The organism is Luteolibacter sp. AS25 (assembly GCF_046736275.1).
Lineage (GTDB): Bacteria > Verrucomicrobiota > Verrucomicrobiia > Verrucomicrobiales > Akkermansiaceae > Luteolibacter.
Window position 1 is genome coordinate 106261 of the sequence record NZ_CP151837.1, and the last position, 19482, is coordinate 125742.

At 53.2% G+C, this 19482-nt stretch carries 20 protein-coding genes; 13 read left to right on the top strand and 7 right to left on the bottom strand.

The window, feature by feature from the left end; genetic code table 11:
- Window positions 1-9: 9 nt before the first annotated feature.
- Window positions 10-1119 (top strand): endonuclease/exonuclease/phosphatase family protein, encoded by a 1110-nt coding sequence (locus AAGA79_RS00455; protein WP_411826814.1) that lies wholly within the window; start codon window positions 10-12, stop codon window positions 1117-1119.
- Here the strand turns inward: AAGA79_RS00455 and AAGA79_RS00460 are convergent.
- On the bottom strand, window positions 1071-2081 hold the full coding sequence (locus AAGA79_RS00460) for a mechanosensitive ion channel family protein (RefSeq protein ID WP_411826815.1): 1011 nt from the start codon (window positions 2079-2081) through the stop codon (window positions 1071-1073). The genes AAGA79_RS00455 and AAGA79_RS00460 overlap by 49 nt on opposite strands.
- Before the next feature lie 187 nt (window positions 2082-2268).
- Between AAGA79_RS00460 and nrdR the strand changes: the two genes are divergently transcribed.
- The 9 genes from nrdR (at window position 2269) to AAGA79_RS00505 (ending at window position 10792) form a co-directional block, all read left to right on the top strand.
- Window positions 2269-2760, top strand: a complete 492-nt coding sequence (gene nrdR, locus AAGA79_RS00465) for a transcriptional regulator NrdR (protein WP_411826816.1) — start codon at window positions 2269-2271, stop codon at window positions 2758-2760.
- Window positions 2761-2884: 124 nt separating this feature from the next.
- Window positions 2885-3451 carry a hypothetical protein gene (locus AAGA79_RS00470; protein WP_411826817.1) on the top strand — a complete coding sequence of 189 codons (567 nt, stop codon included), beginning with the start codon at window positions 2885-2887 and terminating at the stop codon, window positions 3449-3451.
- A gap of 98 nt (window positions 3452-3549) precedes the next feature.
- Entirely contained in the window at window positions 3550-4260 is a 711-nt protein-coding gene (locus AAGA79_RS00475) for a succinate dehydrogenase cytochrome b subunit (RefSeq protein WP_411826818.1), read from the top strand.
- Window positions 4261-4280: 20 nt separating this feature from the next.
- On the top strand, window positions 4281-6251 hold the full coding sequence (locus tag AAGA79_RS00480) for a fumarate reductase/succinate dehydrogenase flavoprotein subunit (RefSeq protein ID WP_411826819.1): 1971 nt from the start codon (window positions 4281-4283) through the stop codon (window positions 6249-6251).
- 120 nt (window positions 6252-6371) lie between these two features.
- The gene (gene modA, locus AAGA79_RS00485) at window positions 6372-7082 is read left to right on the top strand and encodes a molybdate ABC transporter substrate-binding protein (RefSeq protein ID WP_411826820.1); all 711 of its coding nucleotides are present in this window, start codon (window positions 6372-6374) and stop codon (window positions 7080-7082) included.
- 31 nt (window positions 7083-7113) lie between these two features.
- Window positions 7114-7791 (top strand): rhomboid family intramembrane serine protease, encoded by a 678-nt coding sequence (locus AAGA79_RS00490; RefSeq protein WP_411826821.1) that lies wholly within the window; start codon window positions 7114-7116, stop codon window positions 7789-7791.
- A gap of 18 nt (window positions 7792-7809) precedes the next feature.
- Window positions 7810-8478, top strand: a complete 669-nt coding sequence (gene modB / locus AAGA79_RS00495; RefSeq protein ID WP_411826822.1) for a molybdate ABC transporter permease subunit — start codon at window positions 7810-7812, stop codon at window positions 8476-8478.
- A 65-nt stretch (window positions 8479-8543) separates the two neighbouring features.
- Window positions 8544-9827, top strand: a complete 1284-nt coding sequence (gene serS / locus AAGA79_RS00500; RefSeq protein WP_411826823.1) for a serine--tRNA ligase — start codon at window positions 8544-8546, stop codon at window positions 9825-9827.
- Window positions 9827-10792, top strand: a complete 966-nt coding sequence (locus tag AAGA79_RS00505) for a lysostaphin resistance A-like protein (protein ID WP_411826824.1) — start codon at window positions 9827-9829, stop codon at window positions 10790-10792. Before serS ends, AAGA79_RS00505 begins: the two co-directional genes overlap by 1 nt.
- On the opposite strand, the gene AAGA79_RS00510 is transcribed toward AAGA79_RS00505, so the two are convergent.
- The 3 genes from AAGA79_RS00510 to AAGA79_RS00520 are packed head-to-tail and all read right to left on the bottom strand — an operon-like array spanning window position 10773 to window position 13443.
- Complete coding sequence (locus tag AAGA79_RS00510) at window positions 10773-11519, bottom strand: ComF family protein (protein ID WP_411826825.1); 747 nt, start codon at window positions 11517-11519, stop codon at window positions 10773-10775. The genes AAGA79_RS00505 and AAGA79_RS00510 overlap by 20 nt on opposite strands.
- Window positions 11479-12507, bottom strand: coding sequence for a type II CAAX prenyl endopeptidase Rce1 family protein (locus AAGA79_RS00515; protein ID WP_411826826.1), 1029 nt, complete (start codon window positions 12505-12507; stop codon window positions 11479-11481). The genes AAGA79_RS00510 and AAGA79_RS00515 overlap by 41 nt, the downstream gene beginning before the upstream one ends.
- A 3-nt stretch (window positions 12508-12510) precedes the next feature.
- Complete coding sequence (locus AAGA79_RS00520; protein ID WP_411828244.1) at window positions 12511-13443, bottom strand: ABC transporter permease; 933 nt, start codon at window positions 13441-13443, stop codon at window positions 12511-12513.
- A gap of 102 nt (window positions 13444-13545) precedes the next feature.
- Here AAGA79_RS00520 and AAGA79_RS00525 point away from each other — a divergent pair, with 102 nt between their 5' ends.
- Window positions 13546-14187, top strand: a complete 642-nt coding sequence (locus AAGA79_RS00525) for an HAD family hydrolase (protein ID WP_411826827.1) — start codon at window positions 13546-13548, stop codon at window positions 14185-14187.
- A gap of 78 nt (window positions 14188-14265) precedes the next feature.
- Here the strand turns inward: AAGA79_RS00525 and AAGA79_RS00530 are convergent, their stop codons facing one another.
- The 3 genes from AAGA79_RS00530 to AAGA79_RS00540 all read right to left on the bottom strand — a co-directional run bounded on the left by AAGA79_RS00530 (window position 14266) and on the right by AAGA79_RS00540 (window position 17291).
- Window positions 14266-14757: a DUF3597 domain-containing protein gene (locus AAGA79_RS00530; protein WP_411826828.1), complete on the bottom strand. Its 492-nt coding sequence runs from the start codon at window positions 14755-14757 to the stop codon at window positions 14266-14268.
- Between the two features lie 204 nt (window positions 14758-14961).
- On the bottom strand, window positions 14962-16041 hold the full coding sequence (rlmN, locus tag AAGA79_RS00535; protein ID WP_411826829.1) for a 23S rRNA (adenine(2503)-C(2))-methyltransferase RlmN: 1080 nt from the start codon (window positions 16039-16041) through the stop codon (window positions 14962-14964).
- Complete coding sequence (locus AAGA79_RS00540; RefSeq protein WP_411826830.1) at window positions 16038-17291, bottom strand: OmpA family protein; 1254 nt, start codon at window positions 17289-17291, stop codon at window positions 16038-16040. The genes rlmN and AAGA79_RS00540 overlap by 4 nt, the downstream gene beginning before the upstream one ends.
- Window positions 17292-17420: 129 nt before the next feature.
- Here AAGA79_RS00540 and AAGA79_RS00545 point away from each other — a divergent pair, with 129 nt between their 5' ends.
- Together AAGA79_RS00545 and AAGA79_RS00550 are read left to right on the top strand one after the other, a co-directional pair.
- Window positions 17421-17702 carry a hypothetical protein gene (locus AAGA79_RS00545; protein WP_411826831.1) on the top strand — a complete coding sequence of 94 codons (282 nt, stop codon included), beginning with the start codon at window positions 17421-17423 and terminating at the stop codon, window positions 17700-17702.
- Window positions 17703-17926: 224 nt separating this feature from the next.
- A complete protein-coding gene (locus tag AAGA79_RS00550; RefSeq protein WP_411826832.1) occupies window positions 17927-19459 on the top strand; it encodes a PhoH family protein in 1533 nt (510 codons plus the stop codon).
- The last annotated feature ends 23 nt before the right edge of the window (window positions 19460-19482 follow it).

The following is a 19482-nucleotide window of genomic DNA, read 5'->3' on the forward strand; positions in this document are numbered from 1 at the left end:
AGGCGTATAATGCTAGAAGCTTTATTCCAATTCTTGGCGGGATTCGTAATTATCGGCACCTTCCTGCCCTTCGTGAAATGTGATTACTGGATGATCCGTGGATGGGACTTTCCACGTATCCAGTTGTTCTGTGTCGGGCTATTTGCCGGGCTCGGGCTATTGGTCACACGCTTGGATGACCCGAACGACTTCACGGACTCGATTCTCCTCGTCGCGCTGCTCGTAACGTTGTTCACGCTATTCACTTGGATCTTTCGCTATACACCTTTTCACCGGAAAGAGGTTCTGGACGGGAAGGGGAATGTGACGATCAGTTTCCTAGTGTCCAACGTTCTGATGTCGAACCGCAAGAGCGCCGGCCTCGTTTCCCACATACGTGACAAAAAGCCGGATATGTTCATTTGCTTGGAAACGGATCAGTGGTGGATCGACCAAATAGCTGTGACGAAGGATGAATATCCGCACGGTGTCGAAATCCCGCAGGAGGATACCTACGGGATGATCGTCCGCTCCAGAATCCCATTCGAGGATTTACATGTCGAATATTTCATCAGGGACAATATCCCCTCCGTGCATGCGGATTTTAAATTGGAGGATGGATCCGTGGTCCATTTGCACGCAGTGCATCCGAAGCCGCCCTTCCCCGATGAAAACACCGATACAACCTCTACAGATAGGGACGCCGAGCTTCTACTGGTGGGGAAACGGGTTGAGAAACAGGGCGGTCCCACCATCGTGCTTGGCGATCTGAACGATGTGGCATGGTCCCTGACTACCAAGCTCTTCCAGAAAACCAGCGGGCTACTGGACCCCCGCGTTGGCCGCGGACTTTTCAATACCTTCCATGCCGGCCACTGGTTCCTCCGCTGGCCGCTCGACCATATCTTTATTTCGGATCACTTCCGTGTTCGCTCGCTTGAGCGCCTGGCAAGTATCGGGTCCGATCATTTTCCGATCTTCGCAGAATTCTCCTATGAGCCCTCTGGCGCCAACGAACAGGAAGCACCGGAAAAATCAGAGGGGGACGATGAAGAGGCGGATGAAAAAATCGCCTCGGCTAAAAACAAGAATCAGTCGCGGGCTGAATCACTCGATATCTTGGCAGACTCCTCGATCTGAGCTTTCCATCGCGGCTTGGTTTCTTTCTCTTTTCCGTTTGGCCAACCTTCGCGTTGTGATCCCCTGATGCCATCGTCGCTCTCCGTCTGGTCATGGAAGAGATGCACCTGTGTATCGAATGGCATGTCGATTCTCTCCTCATCCAAGGCTCTTTTCACCGCCATGATTATTCTGGAATGAACGTGAGCCACATTGGTGCGGCGGCTATCCGTCCACCAGCGGGCACGAACCGTCACCCAGCTCGCTGCGAGATCCCACGGAAGCGCCTCGGGAGCGGGGTCGGCTTCCACTCCCTCAACTCCTGCCAGGACTCTTTCTATCACCGAGCAAGCCGTCTCGACATCGTCACCATAGCCAATGCCTATGTCATATTCTGAACGGCGCACATCATGCGCGGTGCGGACCAAAACGGAATTTGTATAGATATCGCTATTCGGGACCACAATGCGCTGGCCGTCGTAGGTTTTGATGATTGTCGCGCGGGTCTCGATACGTTCCACCGTCCCCTCATGCCCGTTTACAGAAATCTGGTCATTAATCTGGAATGGCTGCCGGAGTAAAATTAACAGGCCGGCCAGCCAGTTTTGTAAAATATCTTTGAATGCGAAACCGATCGCAACCGAGCTGATACCGAGGCCTGCGATGAGATCTCCCGGCTTCATGGAGGGAATAACGATGGTGGCACAGAGAAGGAAGCCGATGACGAGGATTGCCCACTTCGCAAATCCTCCCAGGACAGCTCCAAGGTTTTCCCTGCCATGTTTGTCGAACTGCTTGTGAAGCGTTCTTTTTACAAGGGCTGAGGCAAACCAGATGATCGCAAAAAGGACGATCGCGACAATCAGATTAGGCAAAAGCCGGGTCACACCATCCACCCATTTGTCGATTTTCTCCAAGGCGATACCGGGATCCAGGTCTACTTTCTGTGGGACATCATCGACGGATGCTGTTTGTGCTAACATCCGGTAATCTAGCCTGAATGCGAAAAATGGCCAATAGGATCTCCTGCTGGTCTCTTGGTTGTTTTTTTAAAATATATAGATCACGTTTAGAGATTATACATAGTTAACTACTAAGTTTGACTTAGCTTTCGAATTGACTACGCGGCAGGAAAAAGTAAGATGCGGCTCATTATTTTCGCCCTAATCCATGCGTTGCGTCCAATGTGGTTCCCTGAAGGACAAAGTATTAGACTCCCGTTCCTCAAAGGATGGAACGACGATCCGTCGTCGCCGGGAATGTCTGAAATGTGCCTACCGTTATACGACCTACGAACAGATCGAGCGCACCGAGTTGCGCGTCGTGAAAAGGGATGGAACCCGCGAGTCGCTCAATCGAGAGAAGCTGACCGGGGGCCTTATCAAAGCTTGCGAAAAACGTCCTGTTTCCATGGAGCGGCTGGATCGCGCCGTGGAGGAAATCCTAACAGAACTCCACAAGGATCACCTCAGCGAGGTGCCCTCCGCATCCATCGGCGCGAAGGTCATGGACAAGCTCCATCAGATCGATCCGGTCGCCTACGTTCGTTATGTTTCCGTCTATCGCCAATTCGAGAATGTGAACGAATTCATCCAGGAAATCCAGTCCCTGTCCCGCAAAGCCGCGCGGGATACTTTTCAAAGAAGACTTTTTAAAGAGTAATTAATTTTCAGAAAATCTTTTCATTACACCCGAGTTGTAACAAGCTCTTCCCCGTCGTCCCATCCGCTGTCCTTCCCTTAACCCCTAACAACCAGCCGCTAACATATAAACACTACAAAATACAGTGATCTCATTTATCGGCAATCGCCCTGCGCTTCAGATCGGTTCTCATCAAGTTCTCGATTATGACACCTCATGGTTGGAGGATGCAATACGCAGAGCTGCAACAGCTGCAGACCACGAGGATTTCCCTATGGTCAGCGAAATTCGCAACGGAATAGAACTTTACCTGGAAAACAAATGCGCCCTGCGCCTCCTGCATCTCGAAGATCTCTTCGAGCGTATGCGGAAGATGCTCGTGACAATCGGCTGTGCTCCCATAGCTGAAAAACTCCAGCCATTGGCCCCGCCAATGACAGTGTCACTTATCCGGGCGGCGCAATCGGCGGGAAATGGTTTCGAACTGGCATTTTTCGACACCATCCGCACAGAGCTTTTCGAGCTTCGTGAAGCCGGTGCGGAAGAAATCAACTTCACGGGTCTCCGCGAAAGCGCACGAATCCTCCGCGGGGAGAAAAAGTGGTCGAAAACCTGCGAGACGCTGTTCAACGAGATTCATAATTTCCTGATAGCGTGTGATAAGGAGGTCTCCAGCGCACAAGGTCCGATGCGTCTGAACCTGGAAAGCTGATTTTTTTCCCTTTTCGCAACGGTTTTACCGAGAAGATGCATATTAGGGTTTGAGGTTTTGGGCTACCCAGCCAAAAATCATGCGTCTCTTCTCTAAAAATGAACGCTCTCACACGTGCAGCCACCGCCTACTGGCAATCTTCAATCGGGAAAAAGCTTATCGTCGCCATCACAGGCCTCGCCATGGTTCTCTTTCTCGCAGGTCACTTAACAGGTAACCTTCTCATCTACGCGGGTCGCGAGGCGTTCAACGAATACGCGGAGTTTCTCCACAATGCCGGTCATGGTGCCCTCATCTGGGTAGCCCGTATCGGTCTACTGGTTGTAGTCGTTCTTCACGTCTGGGCGACCATCCTGCTGACCAGGGAAAACAAAGCCGCCCGTAAACATGAGTATGAGTATCAGGCCACCATCCAGGCTTCGAAATCATCCAGGCTCATGATCTGGTCCGGGACAACGATCCTGGCTTTCATTATCTTTCACCTTCTCCACTTCACTGTCCGCGTTACCTATAACGATGCGGATTTTGTAGATCCTCTCAATCCTGAGCGATTCGATGCCTATGGAATGGTCATCAGGGGATTTGAAGCAGGATTCTTCAATTTCATTGTGGTGGTCTTCTACATCATCGCCATGACCTGCCTGTGCTCACATTTGAGCCATGGAGTTGGCTCCATTTTCCAGACTCTCGGTCTTCGCTCCAAAAAAGCCCAGGGACTCATTCATAAAATTTCTGTCGGATACGCGGTCGCGATCTACCTCGGCTTTATCTCCATTCCTATCGCCATCTTCCTCGGCTTCGTCAAATAACACCTTCCCCATCCCATATCATGAATCTCGACAGTAAAATTCCTGAAGGCCCGCTTGAGCAAAAATGGTCAAGCCACAAGATGAACTCCAAGCTCATCAACCCGGCGAACAAAAGGAAGTTCTCCGTCATTATCGTCGGTTCCGGCCTCGCCGGTGGCTCTGCCGCTGCGACGCTCGCGGAACTTGGCTACCAGGTGAAATGCTTCTGCTATCAGGATTCCCCGCGCCGCGCTCACTCGATCGCCGCCCAGGGAGGAATCAACGCCGCAAAAAACTATCGGAACGATGGTGATTCGGTTTACCGCCTTTTCTACGATACCATCAAGGGCGGTGATTTCCGCTCCCGCGAGGCAAACGTCTACCGCCTGGCGGAAGTTTCCAATAGCATCATCGACCAATGCGTTGCCCAGGGAGTTCCCTTTGCACGTGAATACGGTGGCCTCCTTGATAACCGCTCCTTCGGTGGTGCACAGGTTTCGCGCACATTCTACGCACGTGGACAGACCGGACAGCAGCTCCTAATCGGTTGCTATCAGGCACTCGAGAAAGAGATCCATAAAGGTGGTGTTACAATGTATCCGCGCACCGAAATGATGGACCTTGTCACCGTGGATGGTCACGCAAAGGGCATTGTTGTCCGTGATCTGAACACAGGCGAAATTTCCACACATTCTGCGGATGCCGTCATCCTCGCGACCGGTGGTTACGGAAATGTCTTCTTCCTCTCCACCAATGCGATGGGTTGCAACGTGATGGCCTCATGGCGCGCGGTTAGACGCGGTGCCCTCATGGCGAACCCTTGCTACACTCAGATTCACCCGACATGTATCCCTGTTTCAGGCGAATATCAGTCAAAGCTGACTCTCATGTCCGAGTCCCTTCGGAACGACGGACGTGTCTGGGCGCCGAAAACCCGCGAAACCGCCGCGAAAATCCGTGCAGGTGAACTCCACCCGAACGATGTCCCGGAAGAGGACCGCGACTACTATCTTGAGCGGAAATACCCGTCCTTCGGTAACCTAGCGCCGCGTGATATTTCTTCCCGTGCTGCCAAGGAAGCCTGCGACGATGGCCGCGGTATCGCTTCGACAGGTCTCGGTGTTTACCTTGATTTCCGCGATGCGATTGGCCGTCTCGGTGAAGACACCATCCGCACACGCTATGGTAACCTTTTCCAGATGTATGAGAAGATATCCGGAGAAAACCCGTATGAGCGCCCGATGATGATTTATCCGGCGGTTCACTACACCATGGGCGGCCTCTGGGTCGATTACGACCTCATGACCAATGTTCCGGGACTTCATGTTCTTGGTGAGGCAAACTTCTCGGACCACGGTGCAAACAGGCTCGGAGCCTCCGCTCTGATGCAGGGTCTTGCCGATGGATACTTCGTAATCCCGACAACTATCGCAAACTATCTGGCCACGCAAAAGCCGGGCGAAATAACCACGCAGCATCCGGCGTTCGCCCAAGCCGAAGCGGAAGTCCGCGAGCGCATTTCCAAACTGCTCTCCATCCAGGGCAAACGCACCGTCGACTCCTTCCACAAGGATCTCGGAAAAGTCATGTGGGATAAGTGTGGTATGGACCGCACCGAGCAGGGGCTGAAAGAGGCTTTGGAAATGATCCCGAAAATCCGCGAGGAATTCTGGAACAACGTCCGAATCCCGGGTTCTGCCGATACTCCGAACATGGAGCTCGAGAAAGCAGGCCGCGTGGCCGATTTCCTGGAGTTCGGTGAGTTGATGTGCCACGACGCGCTTCAACGCGAAGAGTCCTGTGGAGGCCATTTCCGCGGAGAGCACCAGTTCACCGAAGACAGTCCGGAAGTGAAAGAAGGTAAAACTCAGCCTGGCGAAGCAAAACGCCACGATGATACCTTCGCCTACGTTTCCGCATGGGAATATCACGGTCCTGGCCAAGCGCCGACTCTTCACAAAGAGCCGCTCGAGTATGAAAGCGTTAAGCTTTCCGTCCGGAGTTACGCGTAGACCGGAGTTCCGATTTATATCGGTCCGTAACCTCCACCGGAAACAACCGTCATAAGCCCCAGCTCATACAATGGATCGCGGCGGCTAGTTGCCGCTCTCCGTTTTATTGCTGTATGCCTTGTGGCAGGGATTCTGTTTTTCCCTGTTAAGGCTGATCTGGTTGTGGGGGCCGCGGTTTCGCTCAGTGAGCCGCTCGCTGAAATCACCGCAACCTACGGGAAGCAAAGCGGAACGAGAATCCGTTGTTCGTTTTCCGGAAGCAATTCAATAGCCCGGCAGATCGAAGCAGGCGCTCCCATTGATCTCTTCATTTCAGCGGATGAGCATACGATGACAGCTCTTATTGATAAGAAGCTGATCGATAAGGCGTCAGAATCAGTAATTGCTGAGAATCAGCTGGTTGTAGTGATTCCGGCTGAAAGTAACCTCACTGCATTCACACCCAACACTCTGCTGGAGTTGAAGCGCATCGGTATTGCCGATCCTCAATCGGTTCCCGCTGGCAGATATGCAAAGAGATGGATGGTAGATGAAAAGACTTGGGAGCGCATCCAGCCAAAGATCGTTTCTCTCCAGAATGTTCGTGCCGCTCTAATTGCTGCCGAGACTTCGAATGTTGATGCGGCGATCGTTTACCGGACGGAGGCGGTTTCCAGCAAGAAGGTCAGGATCGCATACGTCGTTCCCACAACATCCACCGGCCCGATTTATTATCCGGCTGGAATTGTTTCCGCCACACAGAATCAAGTAGAAGCCCGGAGATTCCTCGACTTTCTCCTCGGTGCAGACTCGCAGGGAATTCTGGTAAAACACGGCTTCACAAGGCCTTGAACTGAGCCCGTTGGCACCCCACATTTTGTCCATGCCTCGCTTTGCCCGAAATGGATCAGTCCTTCAGTCTCACGGAGCCTTGTTGGTCCTGATTTTGCTGCTCTGTGTCATTTTTGTGGTGCAGAACATAGTTGGAGCACAAGCCTACTTCCGTTTCATGCTGGTGCCGGCGAACGTGACGATCTCCTGTCATGAAATTCTGGCGGGAGATATCTCCAACCATACCGGCCCTGATCTACTCACACTTTTCACCTACGCTTTTCTTCATAATGGAATCGGGCATCTACTGGGAAATTTGCTTTTTCTCTGGGTCTTTGCAGCCATCGCCATCGATTTGCTTGGGAACCGGTGGATGCTATTTACCTTCGCATTTACAGCAGTTTGTGGAGGTGTTTTTCATGTGGTGATGGCTCCTGAAGATCCGGTTCCCATGCTGGGAGCATCGGGCGCGGCCAGTGGCTTCGCCGGACTGTATCTTGGGATGGCAGTGCGCTGGCAGTTGCCGGATCCATCCGTTTGGCCGATCGCGCGTCCGGTTCCGCCTTCCAGTTTGGTTATGATTGCCGTGTTCGGGTTGGTGATGGACTTGCTGGGGAATGCTACCGGCGCGTCGAATATTGCATACGGTGCTCATCTGGGGGGATTTGTGGCAGGGATGATTCTCGGAGGTGCCGTTGTGCCCATGCCCAGAGTTGCGCTACCCCGATAACACCGATACATCAGAGTAGTGACCGCTGCAGATTACCAGATGCTCGTCCTGACCTTCGGGCTTTCTGCTCTGGCAATCGTCGTGGCACTGCCCTTCGCCATCTGGCTGGCCTGGCAACTTGCCCGTAAATCCTGGCCTGGGAAAACTCTTGTGGAAACCATCGCCATGATGCCTTTGGTCATGCCGCCAGTGGCCACTGGCCTGATCCTACTGAAATTGTTCGGAGCCAATGGACCCGTTGGTGGATGGCTATCGGATACCTTCGGTATGCAGATTATTTTCACATGGAAAGCCGTTGTCCTGGCTTTGGCTGTAATGGTTTTCCCGCTGCTTATCCGTTCTCTGCGAACAGCCTTCGAGGATGTGCCCGAGCATTTGGAAGCAGCAGGAAAATCACTGGGAAGCAGCGAATGGCGCACGTTCTGGAAAATTAGCCTACCTCTCGCCAAGCGCGGGATGATAGCTGGTGTGTTGCTCTCCTTCGCACGGGCCATGGGGGAATTCGGTGCCACGATCATGGTTGCCGGCTTCATTCCGGGCCTTACCGAAACACTTTCCCTTTCCATTTATCAAAGCGTGCAGATCGGCGACGACGCCCGTGCGCTGAAGCTTGTTGGTATCTCTGCGATCATCGCATTTCTGGCAATTTTCGTTTCCGCGAAGCTTAGTCCCCGCAGGCGCCGATAGAATCTAACTCCGGTTAGACCTTTCCCTTGCTTTCCCTGCCTCCTATCCACAAAACTTCGCGCGCAATGCTGGACATCAAAATCATTCGGGATCAGGCGGAAGAAGTGCGTGAGCGACTCAAGGCACGTGGCGGTGATCATTGGAAACTCATCGACGATGTTCTCTCCTGCGATAGAGCCCGCCGCGATGCGGAAACCGCGAAGCAAGAGCTGCAAAACAAGCGCAAGGTGACATCCAAGCAGATCGGGATGATGAAATCCAAGGGTGAAGACAGCTCTGCCATTGAGGCGGAAGTCCGTTCCATCAACGAAGAAATTTCCAAAATTGATCAGGTGGCCGAGGAGGCTTCCACGAAACAAAACGAGCTTTTACTCAATATCCCGAACCTTCCGCACGCCGAATGTCCGGTGGGTGATAACGAAGACGCGAACCCTGAGGTCCGCACCTGGGGAGAAAAACCCGAGATTGCCGAACCGAAGGATCACGTGGAGCTTGCCACTAGGCACGGTCTCATTTCCTGGGATGATGCGATCCGCATCTCCGGTTCCGGCTTTGCTGTTTATCGCGGAAAAGGCGCCCGGCTGGAGCGCGCATTGATCAGCTTCCTGTTAGATACCCAGTCCGACAATGGCTACGAGGAAGTAAACGTCCCGCACCTCGTCCTACGCGAGTGCATGGAAGGCACCGGCCAGTTGCCCAAGTTCGAAGATGATATGTATGGGACGGAACCTTCTGAAACCGATGGCCGCGATACGCTCTTTCTGGCGCCAACAGCTGAGGTGCCCGTCACCAATCTTTACCGCGATACGATCGTCCAAGCATCCCAGCTGCCGATCAAGCTCGTCGCCTACACTCCATGTTTCCGTCGTGAGGCTGGGTCCGCCGGCCGGGACAACAAGGGTATCATCCGCATGCATCAGTTCGATAAAGTGGAGCTGGTCCAGCTTGTTGATCCGGAAACCGGGTTCCAGGTGCTCGAGGAGCTCACTGCCAATGCTGAATCCGTCCTTCAGAAACTCGGCCTGCATTACCGCGTGATCGAGCTTTGCACCGGAGATATTGGTCAATCCGCGGCCAAGACCTACGATATCGAAGTCTGGGCACCTGGCCATGGAAAGTATCTTGAGGTTTCCTCCTGCTCCTGCTTCGGGGATTATCAGGCCCGCCGCATGAAAACCCGCTTCAAGGATACCGATGGGAAAAACAAGTTCCCCCACACGCTCAATGGTTCTGGAACTGCTCTCCCACGTCTCTACGTCGCACTGCTCGAGCAATGCCAGCAACCGGATGGGTCGATCAGGATTCCTGCAGCGCTTGTCCCTTATTTCGGAAGTGAAACCATCAGCTGATGCGCTTTTTTAAAACGGAAATCGGCGCGATTGTGCTTTGGCTGATCGCATCACTGCTGGGCGCTGCCTTGTTGACTCCCTATCTTTATGATGCGGGAAAAACTTTGGCTGAAAACGCGAGCACGGCTGACTATCCATCAGTCATAGAATCCATCGCCAGCTCTGCCGAGCGGGCGAAACCGGATCGCTATTTTAGCCGCTGCCTGCTGTTTTCCGCAATTGTTCTGCTGCCTTTTTTGATCCGTAGGGTCAGATCGATTCCTCCAAGGCCGGGTTCTGACTGCTACGCTCTGAAGAAGCTGAGCTGGTCGCAGCGGTTACTTCATCTCTCATCCGGGATCATAGTCGGAGCGTCCGTTTTAGGGATCTTGGCGGTAATCCTGAATGTTACCGGTGCCTCCTTCTCTGAAGGGGCTTCCATTCCTGCCGGGAAATTTTTCACCAAAGCCTTCCTGCCTGCGCTTGGGGCCGGGGTGATTGAAGAGCTCGTCTTCCGCGGCCTGATCCTTGGTCTATGGCTGCGTGCCTGCGTGCTTTGGAAAGCCTGGTTGGGAAGCGCTTTTCTATTCTCTTTCGTCCATTTCCTCAAACCACCGGATGGAATGGTTATCGCCGATCCGCGTGCGTGGCATTCGGGTTTTGAAATTCTCTCGAGCACACTGGGGCATTTCACCAATCCTGAATTCTTTGTCACCGAGTTTGCCACGCTCACACTGCTTGGATTGATTCTAGCTTATTGCCGGACGAAAACTTCTTCCCTCTGGCTACCGATCGGCCTGCATGCTGGTCTGGTCTTTGCCCTGAAAACTTTCTCCATGACCCAGGATCTAGATCCAAATTCCCCTCTACATCCGTGGTTCATCGGCGGTGATTTGAAATCCGGAATTTTTCCTCTTCTCTCACTCGCGCTCTGTTTCGTGATCTGCGTTTTCCTGGTAAGGAAACTCAGCCCCGCATCACGGTAAGAACCACCACTCTCGGCACGCCAGCGGAGCGTAAAACCTTTGCACAGGCGTCGACCGTGGATCCGGTGGTGAATACATCGTCGACTAAAATCACACCGGCGGCATCTTTTAGGAGCTTTTCCCCGCCTTTGATGGCAAAGGCACCTTTCAGGTTCTCCATCCGCTGATTCCTGCTCAGCCGTGTCTGCGTCTGGGTCTTGCGGATACGTTTTAGAAAATTGCCTATTCTCAAGTCTGATTCTTTTCCTATGACTTTGGAGATTTCCTCCGCCTGATTGAAATACCGCTCGCGATGTCTGGATCGATGCAACGGCACGGGGACCAGTATCCAGTTTTCATCTTTCGCTACCTTCAGCCGCCGATCCGAGAATGCCTCACAAGTCAGCACGCCAAGGTCTCTGGCAAGATGGATTTCCCGATTATATTTCAGGCGGTGCACCAGTTCCAGCATCTCATCCGAGCGGTCCATCGCGGCTCTTGCGAATTCGAAGTGAAATGAAAGGCCCGTGCAGTTCGGGCAGGCGAAGGAGGCGTCGATATCTCCCGGGAAACTTTCTCCGCATACATCGCAGAATGGAAATTCGATTCTTGGAAGCTTGCCTGAGCAATCAGCGCAGACAGAGCGACCACTTTTCAGTGCGCATGTGCAGAAATGGCAGCTGGGAGGATAGAGCCAATCGAGTGGATCAATCCGCCTGAGCCGACTTACTTTTGAGAGAATACCCATGTGTTATTACGTGGACGAGGCCTCCAACTACCAGAACCCCGAGCAATGGAATGAGGCCATTGTGAAGAGATTCCGAGGCTACCAGAGAGATCACCTTATCCCGGATGGGAATCGGATTCGCCGCTTTGGAAAATACCATGCCTGAGAGTAGCCACCCCATCAGGAGGCCTACCGGAAGCCAAAGTGAAGCAGTTCGCCAGCGGGCCCACCCGAGCACGCACCCAAAGGCGAACCAAGGCAAGAACACGACGAAGGCGCGCTCAAGAAAATCACCGGACAGAAACAGCATTCCTGCGAGTTTGAAGGGTGTAAGAGTCTCGTCATCCACCATGGGGTAGTTGGTGAAACCACTCATCACGAATTGGACCGAGGCAAACATCATGCCTGCCAGCGCGATTGCTAAAAGTGGCTTCATGGCCCTGAGGAACACGCCGAGAACCGCGCAGCGGAAAAAAAATTCCACGATATATGCTACCATCAGCATCAGGCCAAAATCTGCCCAGAAATCCCGTTTCAGTGCTGATGTATCCTCCACCCACGAAAACGAGCCCGCCTTTACCAGCGCGTAACCGATCAGGATAAAGCAGCAGAACGTCATCACGAAACCGAGGATACCATGAAGCATTCCCCAGCTGTTCGGCCTCACGGGTTGCCCACCGGTTTGGGATGCTGTGGCGCCATGCGGCAGGCGGAGGCTCCACGGCTTCCTGCCAATTCTTTCATTGCCCAAACGCAGCCACTCGACCAGCGGTAGCAGCAAACCCACTGCTGCGATCACCCAGCAAATCGCAAAGAAATCCTTCAACTGCGCCGCTCCGCTCCACGCTGCGATTTTATTTACGGCTCCATTGAAGTCCTTTGTGACTGAGAGCTCGGACAGCGCCTTTCCCGCGTTGAAGGCTAGCGGAGAAACGGTGATCGCAATGAGCAAAGATGAAATACCCCACACCCAGATGCGCACCGTATCGGCAATGGAGGAAGTTTTCATGGATCAGTCTTTCGAGCTCTTCGGATCCAGAGCATCACGCAAGCCATCGCCCAGGAAATTCAGGGCAAACAAGGTGGAAGCGAAGAACAGGGATGGGAAGAGGAGCAGCAAAGGAGTGATCTCCATACGGTCCGCCCCTTCTTTGATTAGGATTCCCCATGAAGAGTTCGGAGGTTTCACCCCCAGACCCAGAAATGAGAGAACGCTTTCGAGTAGCATGATCCCCGGAACGGCCAGGGTGGTGTAAATGATGATGGGTCCGATCACATTCGGCAAAATATGCCGGAATAGAATTCTGGTGCGGCTGAGACCCAGGGAGATTGCTGCTTCTACAAATTCCAGCCGTTTGATGCTCATTACCTGTGCCCGCACGATCCGCGCGATGGTCAGCCAGCCGATAGCGCCAATCGCGATGAAAAGAGGGATCAGAGTGGTGATAGGGGCCACCCGGTCGCGAGACCAGCCGGTTATATCAATCACCCACGTCGTAAAAGTCGAAGAAGGCTCATCGACTACGAGGGCAAAGAGAATTACGAGAACAAGGAAAGGAAGAGCAAACATGATGTCCACGAAGCGCATCATGACAGAATCAACCATTCCACCGATGTATCCGGAAATAGCACCGTAAATAACGCCGATGATCACCGCAACGGCCGTGGCAACGAGGCCGACCAAGAGCGAAACCTGCCCTCCGTAAAGCACGCGGGAAAATAGATCCCGGCCCAGCTGATCCGTGCCGAACCAATGCTCGGCGCTGGGTGCTGCGGAGGAATTTGCCAGATTGATCGTTGTAGGATTTTTCACAAAAGGAAGAAAAGGTCCCACGAAACAAGCCAGTAGAATCAGGACAAGCACCGCCAGACTCACCAGTGCGGGCTTGTTGCGGGAAAGCCGATGCCACGCATCTTTCCACAGGGAGCTGCTTTGAGTTTTGATCACTTCACTTGCCACGCGCTGAAACTAAAACTCCGTGGCGGAAATGGCGATAATTTATCTAATCCGTGTTCACCTGGTGCGAATCGTGATTCTCTCTCCCGCATGAAAGCACTCATTTTCGACCTTGATGGCACACTCGTCGAATCACTGCCAGGTATCGCAGCTTCGCTAAACAGTGCCATGGCCGCGCATAATTTCACCGATCACAGTCATACTGCGGTGCGGACTTTCATCGGAGATGGGGCGCAAATGCTGGTGCGGAGAGCATTGCCTGGTGGTGCTGACGATGAACTCCAGGCGAGTGTTCTGGAGCATTTCGGAAACGAATACGGGCGCGCCTGGTTAGCCGGAACGGAAGTTTATCCAGGTATCCTAGAGCTTCTGGCTGAGCTGAAATCGAGCGGTATTCCGCTAACCGTGCTTTCAAACAAGCCGCACTCGTTCACCGTCGAGATTGTCGAAAAACTGTTTCCGGAAGGGACCTTCGAGATCATTTTGGGAAATCGCGAGGATCTCCCTCACAAGCCGGATCCTCAGGGAGCGCTTGAAATTTGCCGTGAACTTGGAATTGCCGCCGCTGATTGCACCCTCATCGGAGACTCCACGATGGATCTGGACACTGCGAAAAATGCAGGCATGAAATCGATCGCCGTCACTTGGGGATACCACGATCGTGAGCGACTTTCCGCAGCCGATGAGATCACCGACAATGTTGAAAGTCTGGCCAGATTACTGGCCGTCTAAGAGAGATGTGAAAATGAACGAAGATTCCGCAAATCCGTGCACGAGCAGCGGTTTGCGGAATCGAAGAGACTTATAGGATCAGATGCTGACCAGATTGCCGTCAGTGTCTTCGGAAAGTTTCTCGAGGACCTTTTTGTGAAGCCACATGTTCATTTCGCCAGAGCCTTTCGAATCGATATCTTCCTGGCTGTAACCAAGATCGAGAGCCATCTCCTTACGTTCCGCATAGCTGCTGTCCATATCGACTAGTTTCATCAGATCGACGATGGAGGTGCGCCATTGGAGGTCTTCCGGATGTTCTTTCGCCGATTGGTCGAGCTCGGCGGCGAGTTCCTCGGCGCTCATGCGCTCGGGTGTCTCTTGTGCACTGGCACCTGTTGATACCGGAATCGTTGTTCCCGGTGAGAGAGCTGCATCGGAAGGTGCGGGCTCCGCTTCTTGGGAAGGGATCGGGCTAGGTGTTTCTTCGGCGGCTGCCGGCCGGGTGGATGGCTTGGTTTTTGCGTTGGCGCGCGCCTTGTTGCTTTTCTTGGCGAAAATTGCTTTCTTTAAATTGCTGAAGAGTCCCATTTTTTTATTAGATTGTTCCGTGTCCCGGCCATTTCGAGGGGCCTGTGAAGGATTAGGAGTTGGATCTGTCTTCGCAGATGACAGACCAAGCTGCAGGAACCGGTAGTTGCAGGGATTTCAACCAATCAGATCTGATGGAGCCATGCGAAAAGCACGGCATTACGATTGGAGTGGGCCTACTTTAGCGTTATTTGCACTGAAGGCTTAACTAGCCGGTAACTGCTTGCGCAATCGTTCCGCTTTCAACATCCCGCAACCGGCGGCTACATCGATACCGCGGCGCTGGCGGAAAGTGCAGGGGATACCTGATTCGCGAAGTATCTTCTGGAATTCCAGGCCGCTCTCGCTGGCGGTTCCCGAGAATCCGTTGGTGGGATTGAGAGGAATGATATTCACGTGGCTGTCCATCCCCTGGAGCAGGGCTGCGAGGCGGTGGGCGGTTTCCGGAGAATCATTTTTCCCGTCAATCAAAGTCCACTCGAAGAAAATGCGCTTTCCGGTGGTGGAGCAGTAGCTCCGGCATGCGTCGATGAGCATTTCCAGGTTCCACTTCTTGCTGGCGGGGACGAGGGCGGCGCGCTCCTCCTCCTTGGAGCCATGGAGACTGACGGCCAGGCGATAAGGACGGTTTTCCTCTGCCATGCGCAAAATGTTCGGGACGAGCCCGACTGTGCTGATCGCGATGTGTGAGGGCCCGATGCACGAGCCAGCCCTGTCCGAGGCTATATCCATGGCCTTCATGACTGCGTCGTAATTATGCAGCGGCTCTCCCATACCCATCAGGACAATGTTCCGGAGTCGGCGGTGCGGGTGGCTCTTGGCCAAGGCGCGGCGGACATGGAGAATTTGTGCGACAATTTCCCCAACACGGAGATGACGGACGAAGCCCATTTGACCGGTTGCGCAAAACACGCAGCCCATCGCACAGCCGGCCTGTGAGCTCAGGCAGGCGGTGAAGCGGCCATCATAACCCATCAGAACTGTCTCGATGACTTGGCCATCGGAGAGACGGAGGAGGTATTTTCGGGTCATCCCGTCACCGGAGTGGATCTCCTCGACTTGCTCGGGTTGCTCGATGAAATACGGTTTCTCCGGGCCCACGTTTTCTGCGATCCATTTCTGCAATGGTGGCAGCAGACCGGCCTCGGAAAGATCCGTGTAGCCAAAAAATTGAATGGCACGCCAGAGCGCTTTGGTGTGGTGCTTTTTTACGCCGTAGGAAAAGAGCAATTGCCCAAGTTCAGCGTAATCAAGGTCTAGGAGTGATTTTGGAAGGTTACTCAAGGCTCTACTGGAATGGCGCGTAACGGGCGCGGTTCTTCTTCGACTGGTTCGGCACGTTGGGGGACGATCAGGGCCTTCGGCGGCTCCAATTCCTCACGCTGTTCCGGGGTGATGTTCGGTTTGATCAGGATTGCCTTTGGTGGGGCTGGTTCTTCGGCTGCCGGCATTTCCTTTGGCTTGATCACAGTTGCCTTGGGAGTGGATTCTATCTGTGCGTCCGGAGGGGTGGTTTTCCTCATTTTGATCTCCACTCTGCGGTTGCCGGCTTGGGTATCAGCATCGCCACTGGTGATGAGTGGCTGGCTTTCACCATAACCTCTTGTGATAATTCTTTCAGGATCCATCCGCATGGACTCCACCAGATAGTTTTTAACGGATTCAGCGCGTTGTTTTGAAAGAACCAGATTGGATTCCTGGCTACCGATGAGGTCCGTATGACCTTCGATCCAGCAGTAGAGGGTAGGATTTTTATCGATCAGCAGGGCTAGCTTCATCAGCCCAATTTTCGCGCTCTCACGAAGCTCCGCCTTGTTGAACTCGAAGATGAGGTCGCTCGGAAGAAGTGTCTTTTTGGAGAGTAGTAAATTCGGAGGAAGGTCCAATAATTGGTCGAGCGATTGCACACCATCGAGTTTCCCGTTTTCAACCAGACCGCTGTTGCCGTTTTTCAGGAGTTCATCGGTAAAGCTCGCCATTTCCGGGTCCTCGACATCCATCGCACCGGGATCGACGGTCAGCTGCCCCAGTGCGGCAGGCTTGAGGTCTTCTTCCATTGTTCCCAGTTCCGGCAGGCTTGATTCGATTTCGAAATTCGAGGACATCTCAGTCTCCACCACATCCATTTCTCCCTCGGACAGGGGGTTGGACATTTTCAAGGCGAACTCAGGATCGACAATGCTGGTATCGATATCGATTTCCGTGTCCTCCGGTAGCAGATCCAGCAGATCGATTTCTTCGAGTAGGGCGGCGGACTCGTCCGGTGGAGTGATTGTTTCCTCCGGAGGGAGTGCTTTTTCCGGCTCGTATGGCTGCACCTCGACCTGGCGGACGGCAACTTGCTCTGTTGTGATTTCCTCCGGCTGCTGAATTCCAAATGCGATTTTTACCTGATCCAGGGCAAAGAAGACCAACACATGTAGCAAAATGGACACAAGCATGGCTGCCGTAGCCCAACGGCCCAAATGTTCGGGACCGGGGAGACGGTATTGTCCTTTGTCGCGTGCATCGCTCCAGCGGATTTCCTGTTCCATAGGGAAAAACAATAAACCAAGGATTCGGGCTGGCAATGCCGGAAAAAGAAGACTAACGCAGATGACAACGGTCTTATATCTCCGGGTAAAGATCCGGTGGCCGTTAAAATAAACAATCACTCGAATTTTATGTCCAAGAAGAAATCAGCCAAAAAAGCCGCGGTCAAAAAAGTAGCTTTGAAAAACCCGGCGAAAAAAGCCGCCGGAAAGAAAGCCGCCACGAAGAAATCCGCAGCCAAGAAGAGCACGGTGAAAAAGGCAGCCAAAAAGGCAGCCCAAGCCATCTCGCCATCTCCGGATGCGATCGCGAAAGCGGCATATCTGAATTATCGCAGAAGAGTCGAGCTTGGCCTACCCGGTGATAATCAAAGTGACTGGGTTGAAGCTGAGCGAAGCCTGAGAAATAAATAAGATACAGCCCTGTCGTTTCATAGCTTTCCCTCGGGCGTGACAATTTACTGGTTGTCATCCCGAGGGAATCGTTGATGCTTTGTGTATCTTGATCAAAAGAGATGTCAGCTCGCTACCTGTTTGTAGCACTGAAAGGATCTGTCCGATCCCGGTTACTAACCTAGTAGTAACTAAAACGATACCGCGGCGCGTTTGCCCCGGGTCCAAACTGAATAACAAAGCACATGAATCCACCCAGCGAGGCTATGCAGCCAACCATTCACCAAGAAGAATCGGCACAAATTGTTCCGATCAATCGAAAGAGTGCCAAATCTTCAACTTCGACCAAAAGCATCGAAGCATTTGGTCTCAAGGCCCCCAGAAAAAAAGGAAAGAACTACGTTCTGGATACGAACGTATTGCTGCATGACCCAGCTTGTTTGGAGAGGTTTCAGGAAAATCATATTTGCATCCTGGTGGATGTGCTGGCCGAGCTGGACAAGTTCAAAAGCGAACAGTCCGAGAGGGGGGCAAATGCCCGCCGCGTTCACCGGAAGCTGACTTCCATCTTCGCAGCAGGAGATATCCCGACCAAAGGTATAGCCACTGAAGGTGGGGGCACGATACGTCTGGTAGTCTACGATCCGGCTAGTTGCCCGGACAATTCCGAGCAGCTCAAACAATTTTACCGGATCTTCCCCGACCGCGATCGTGTGGACCATAGAATTCTAGCCGCCTGCTTCCTCATCCAGCAGCATAATCCCGGCTCCTACGTGGCGCTGATTACCAAAGACATTAATCTACAGCTTAAGGCTCGTGCGGTTCAGGTCGGTTGCGAGGACTACCTGAATGACAAGGTGGATGCCCGTGAGGTTTCCAACTACGAGGTTCATCGTGTTGAGGTGGATTCCGCGGAGCTACATCGCTTCGCCAGTAGCGGTTCAATCGATGTGGAGGAAGATCGCCGCCGAGGATTATCCATCAACGAATATGTTTTGCTTTGTTGTGGAGATAAACAAACCATCCCGGCCCGACTTCAGGCTGATGGAGCATTCGTCCGGCTCAATATCCCTGAAGTTCTGAAGATTCCTGACGGACAGTCCCTGAAGCCGCTCAATCTCGGCCAGCGCTGTCTGATTGACGCGCTCCTGAATCCGGATATTTCCTTGGTGACCTGCTATGGCCATGCCGGAACCGGGAAGACATTGGTAGCGGTTGCCGCCGGCCTCCATGAGATGTTTAACCGGAAATACAACGGGATCACAGTGAGCCGCCCGGTTGTTTCGATGGGCGATCAAATGGGCTTCCTCCCTGGTTCCCTGGACGAGAAAATGAGACCATGGCTCCAGCCTATTCACGATGCGCTGGATCTGCTAATGCGGCCGAACGTGCCCCTCGGCCCGAAACGCAAGCAGACGAAAACCACCGGAGTGCCGGCTAAAAAGCCTTACGAATCACTGATGGAGCAGGGAATTCTTGAGATCGAAGCTCTCTGTTATATCCGCGGACGCTCGATTCCGAACCGTTTCTTCATTCTCGACGAAGCGCAGCAACTCACTCCGCAGGAAGCGAAGACGATTGTCACCCGTATGTCGCGTGATTCAAAGTTGGTGCTCGTAGGAGATCCTGCACAGATCGATAACCCATATGTGGATAGTCGGAGTAACGGACTGGTCTACACCCGGAATCGCCTGAAGGATCAGGCTTTCACTGCGCACATTGCACTGAACCGAGGTGAGCGTTCCGAGCTCGCGGAAGCCGGTGCCCACCTCATGTAGACAAGCAGCCATTTCTGCCCTAG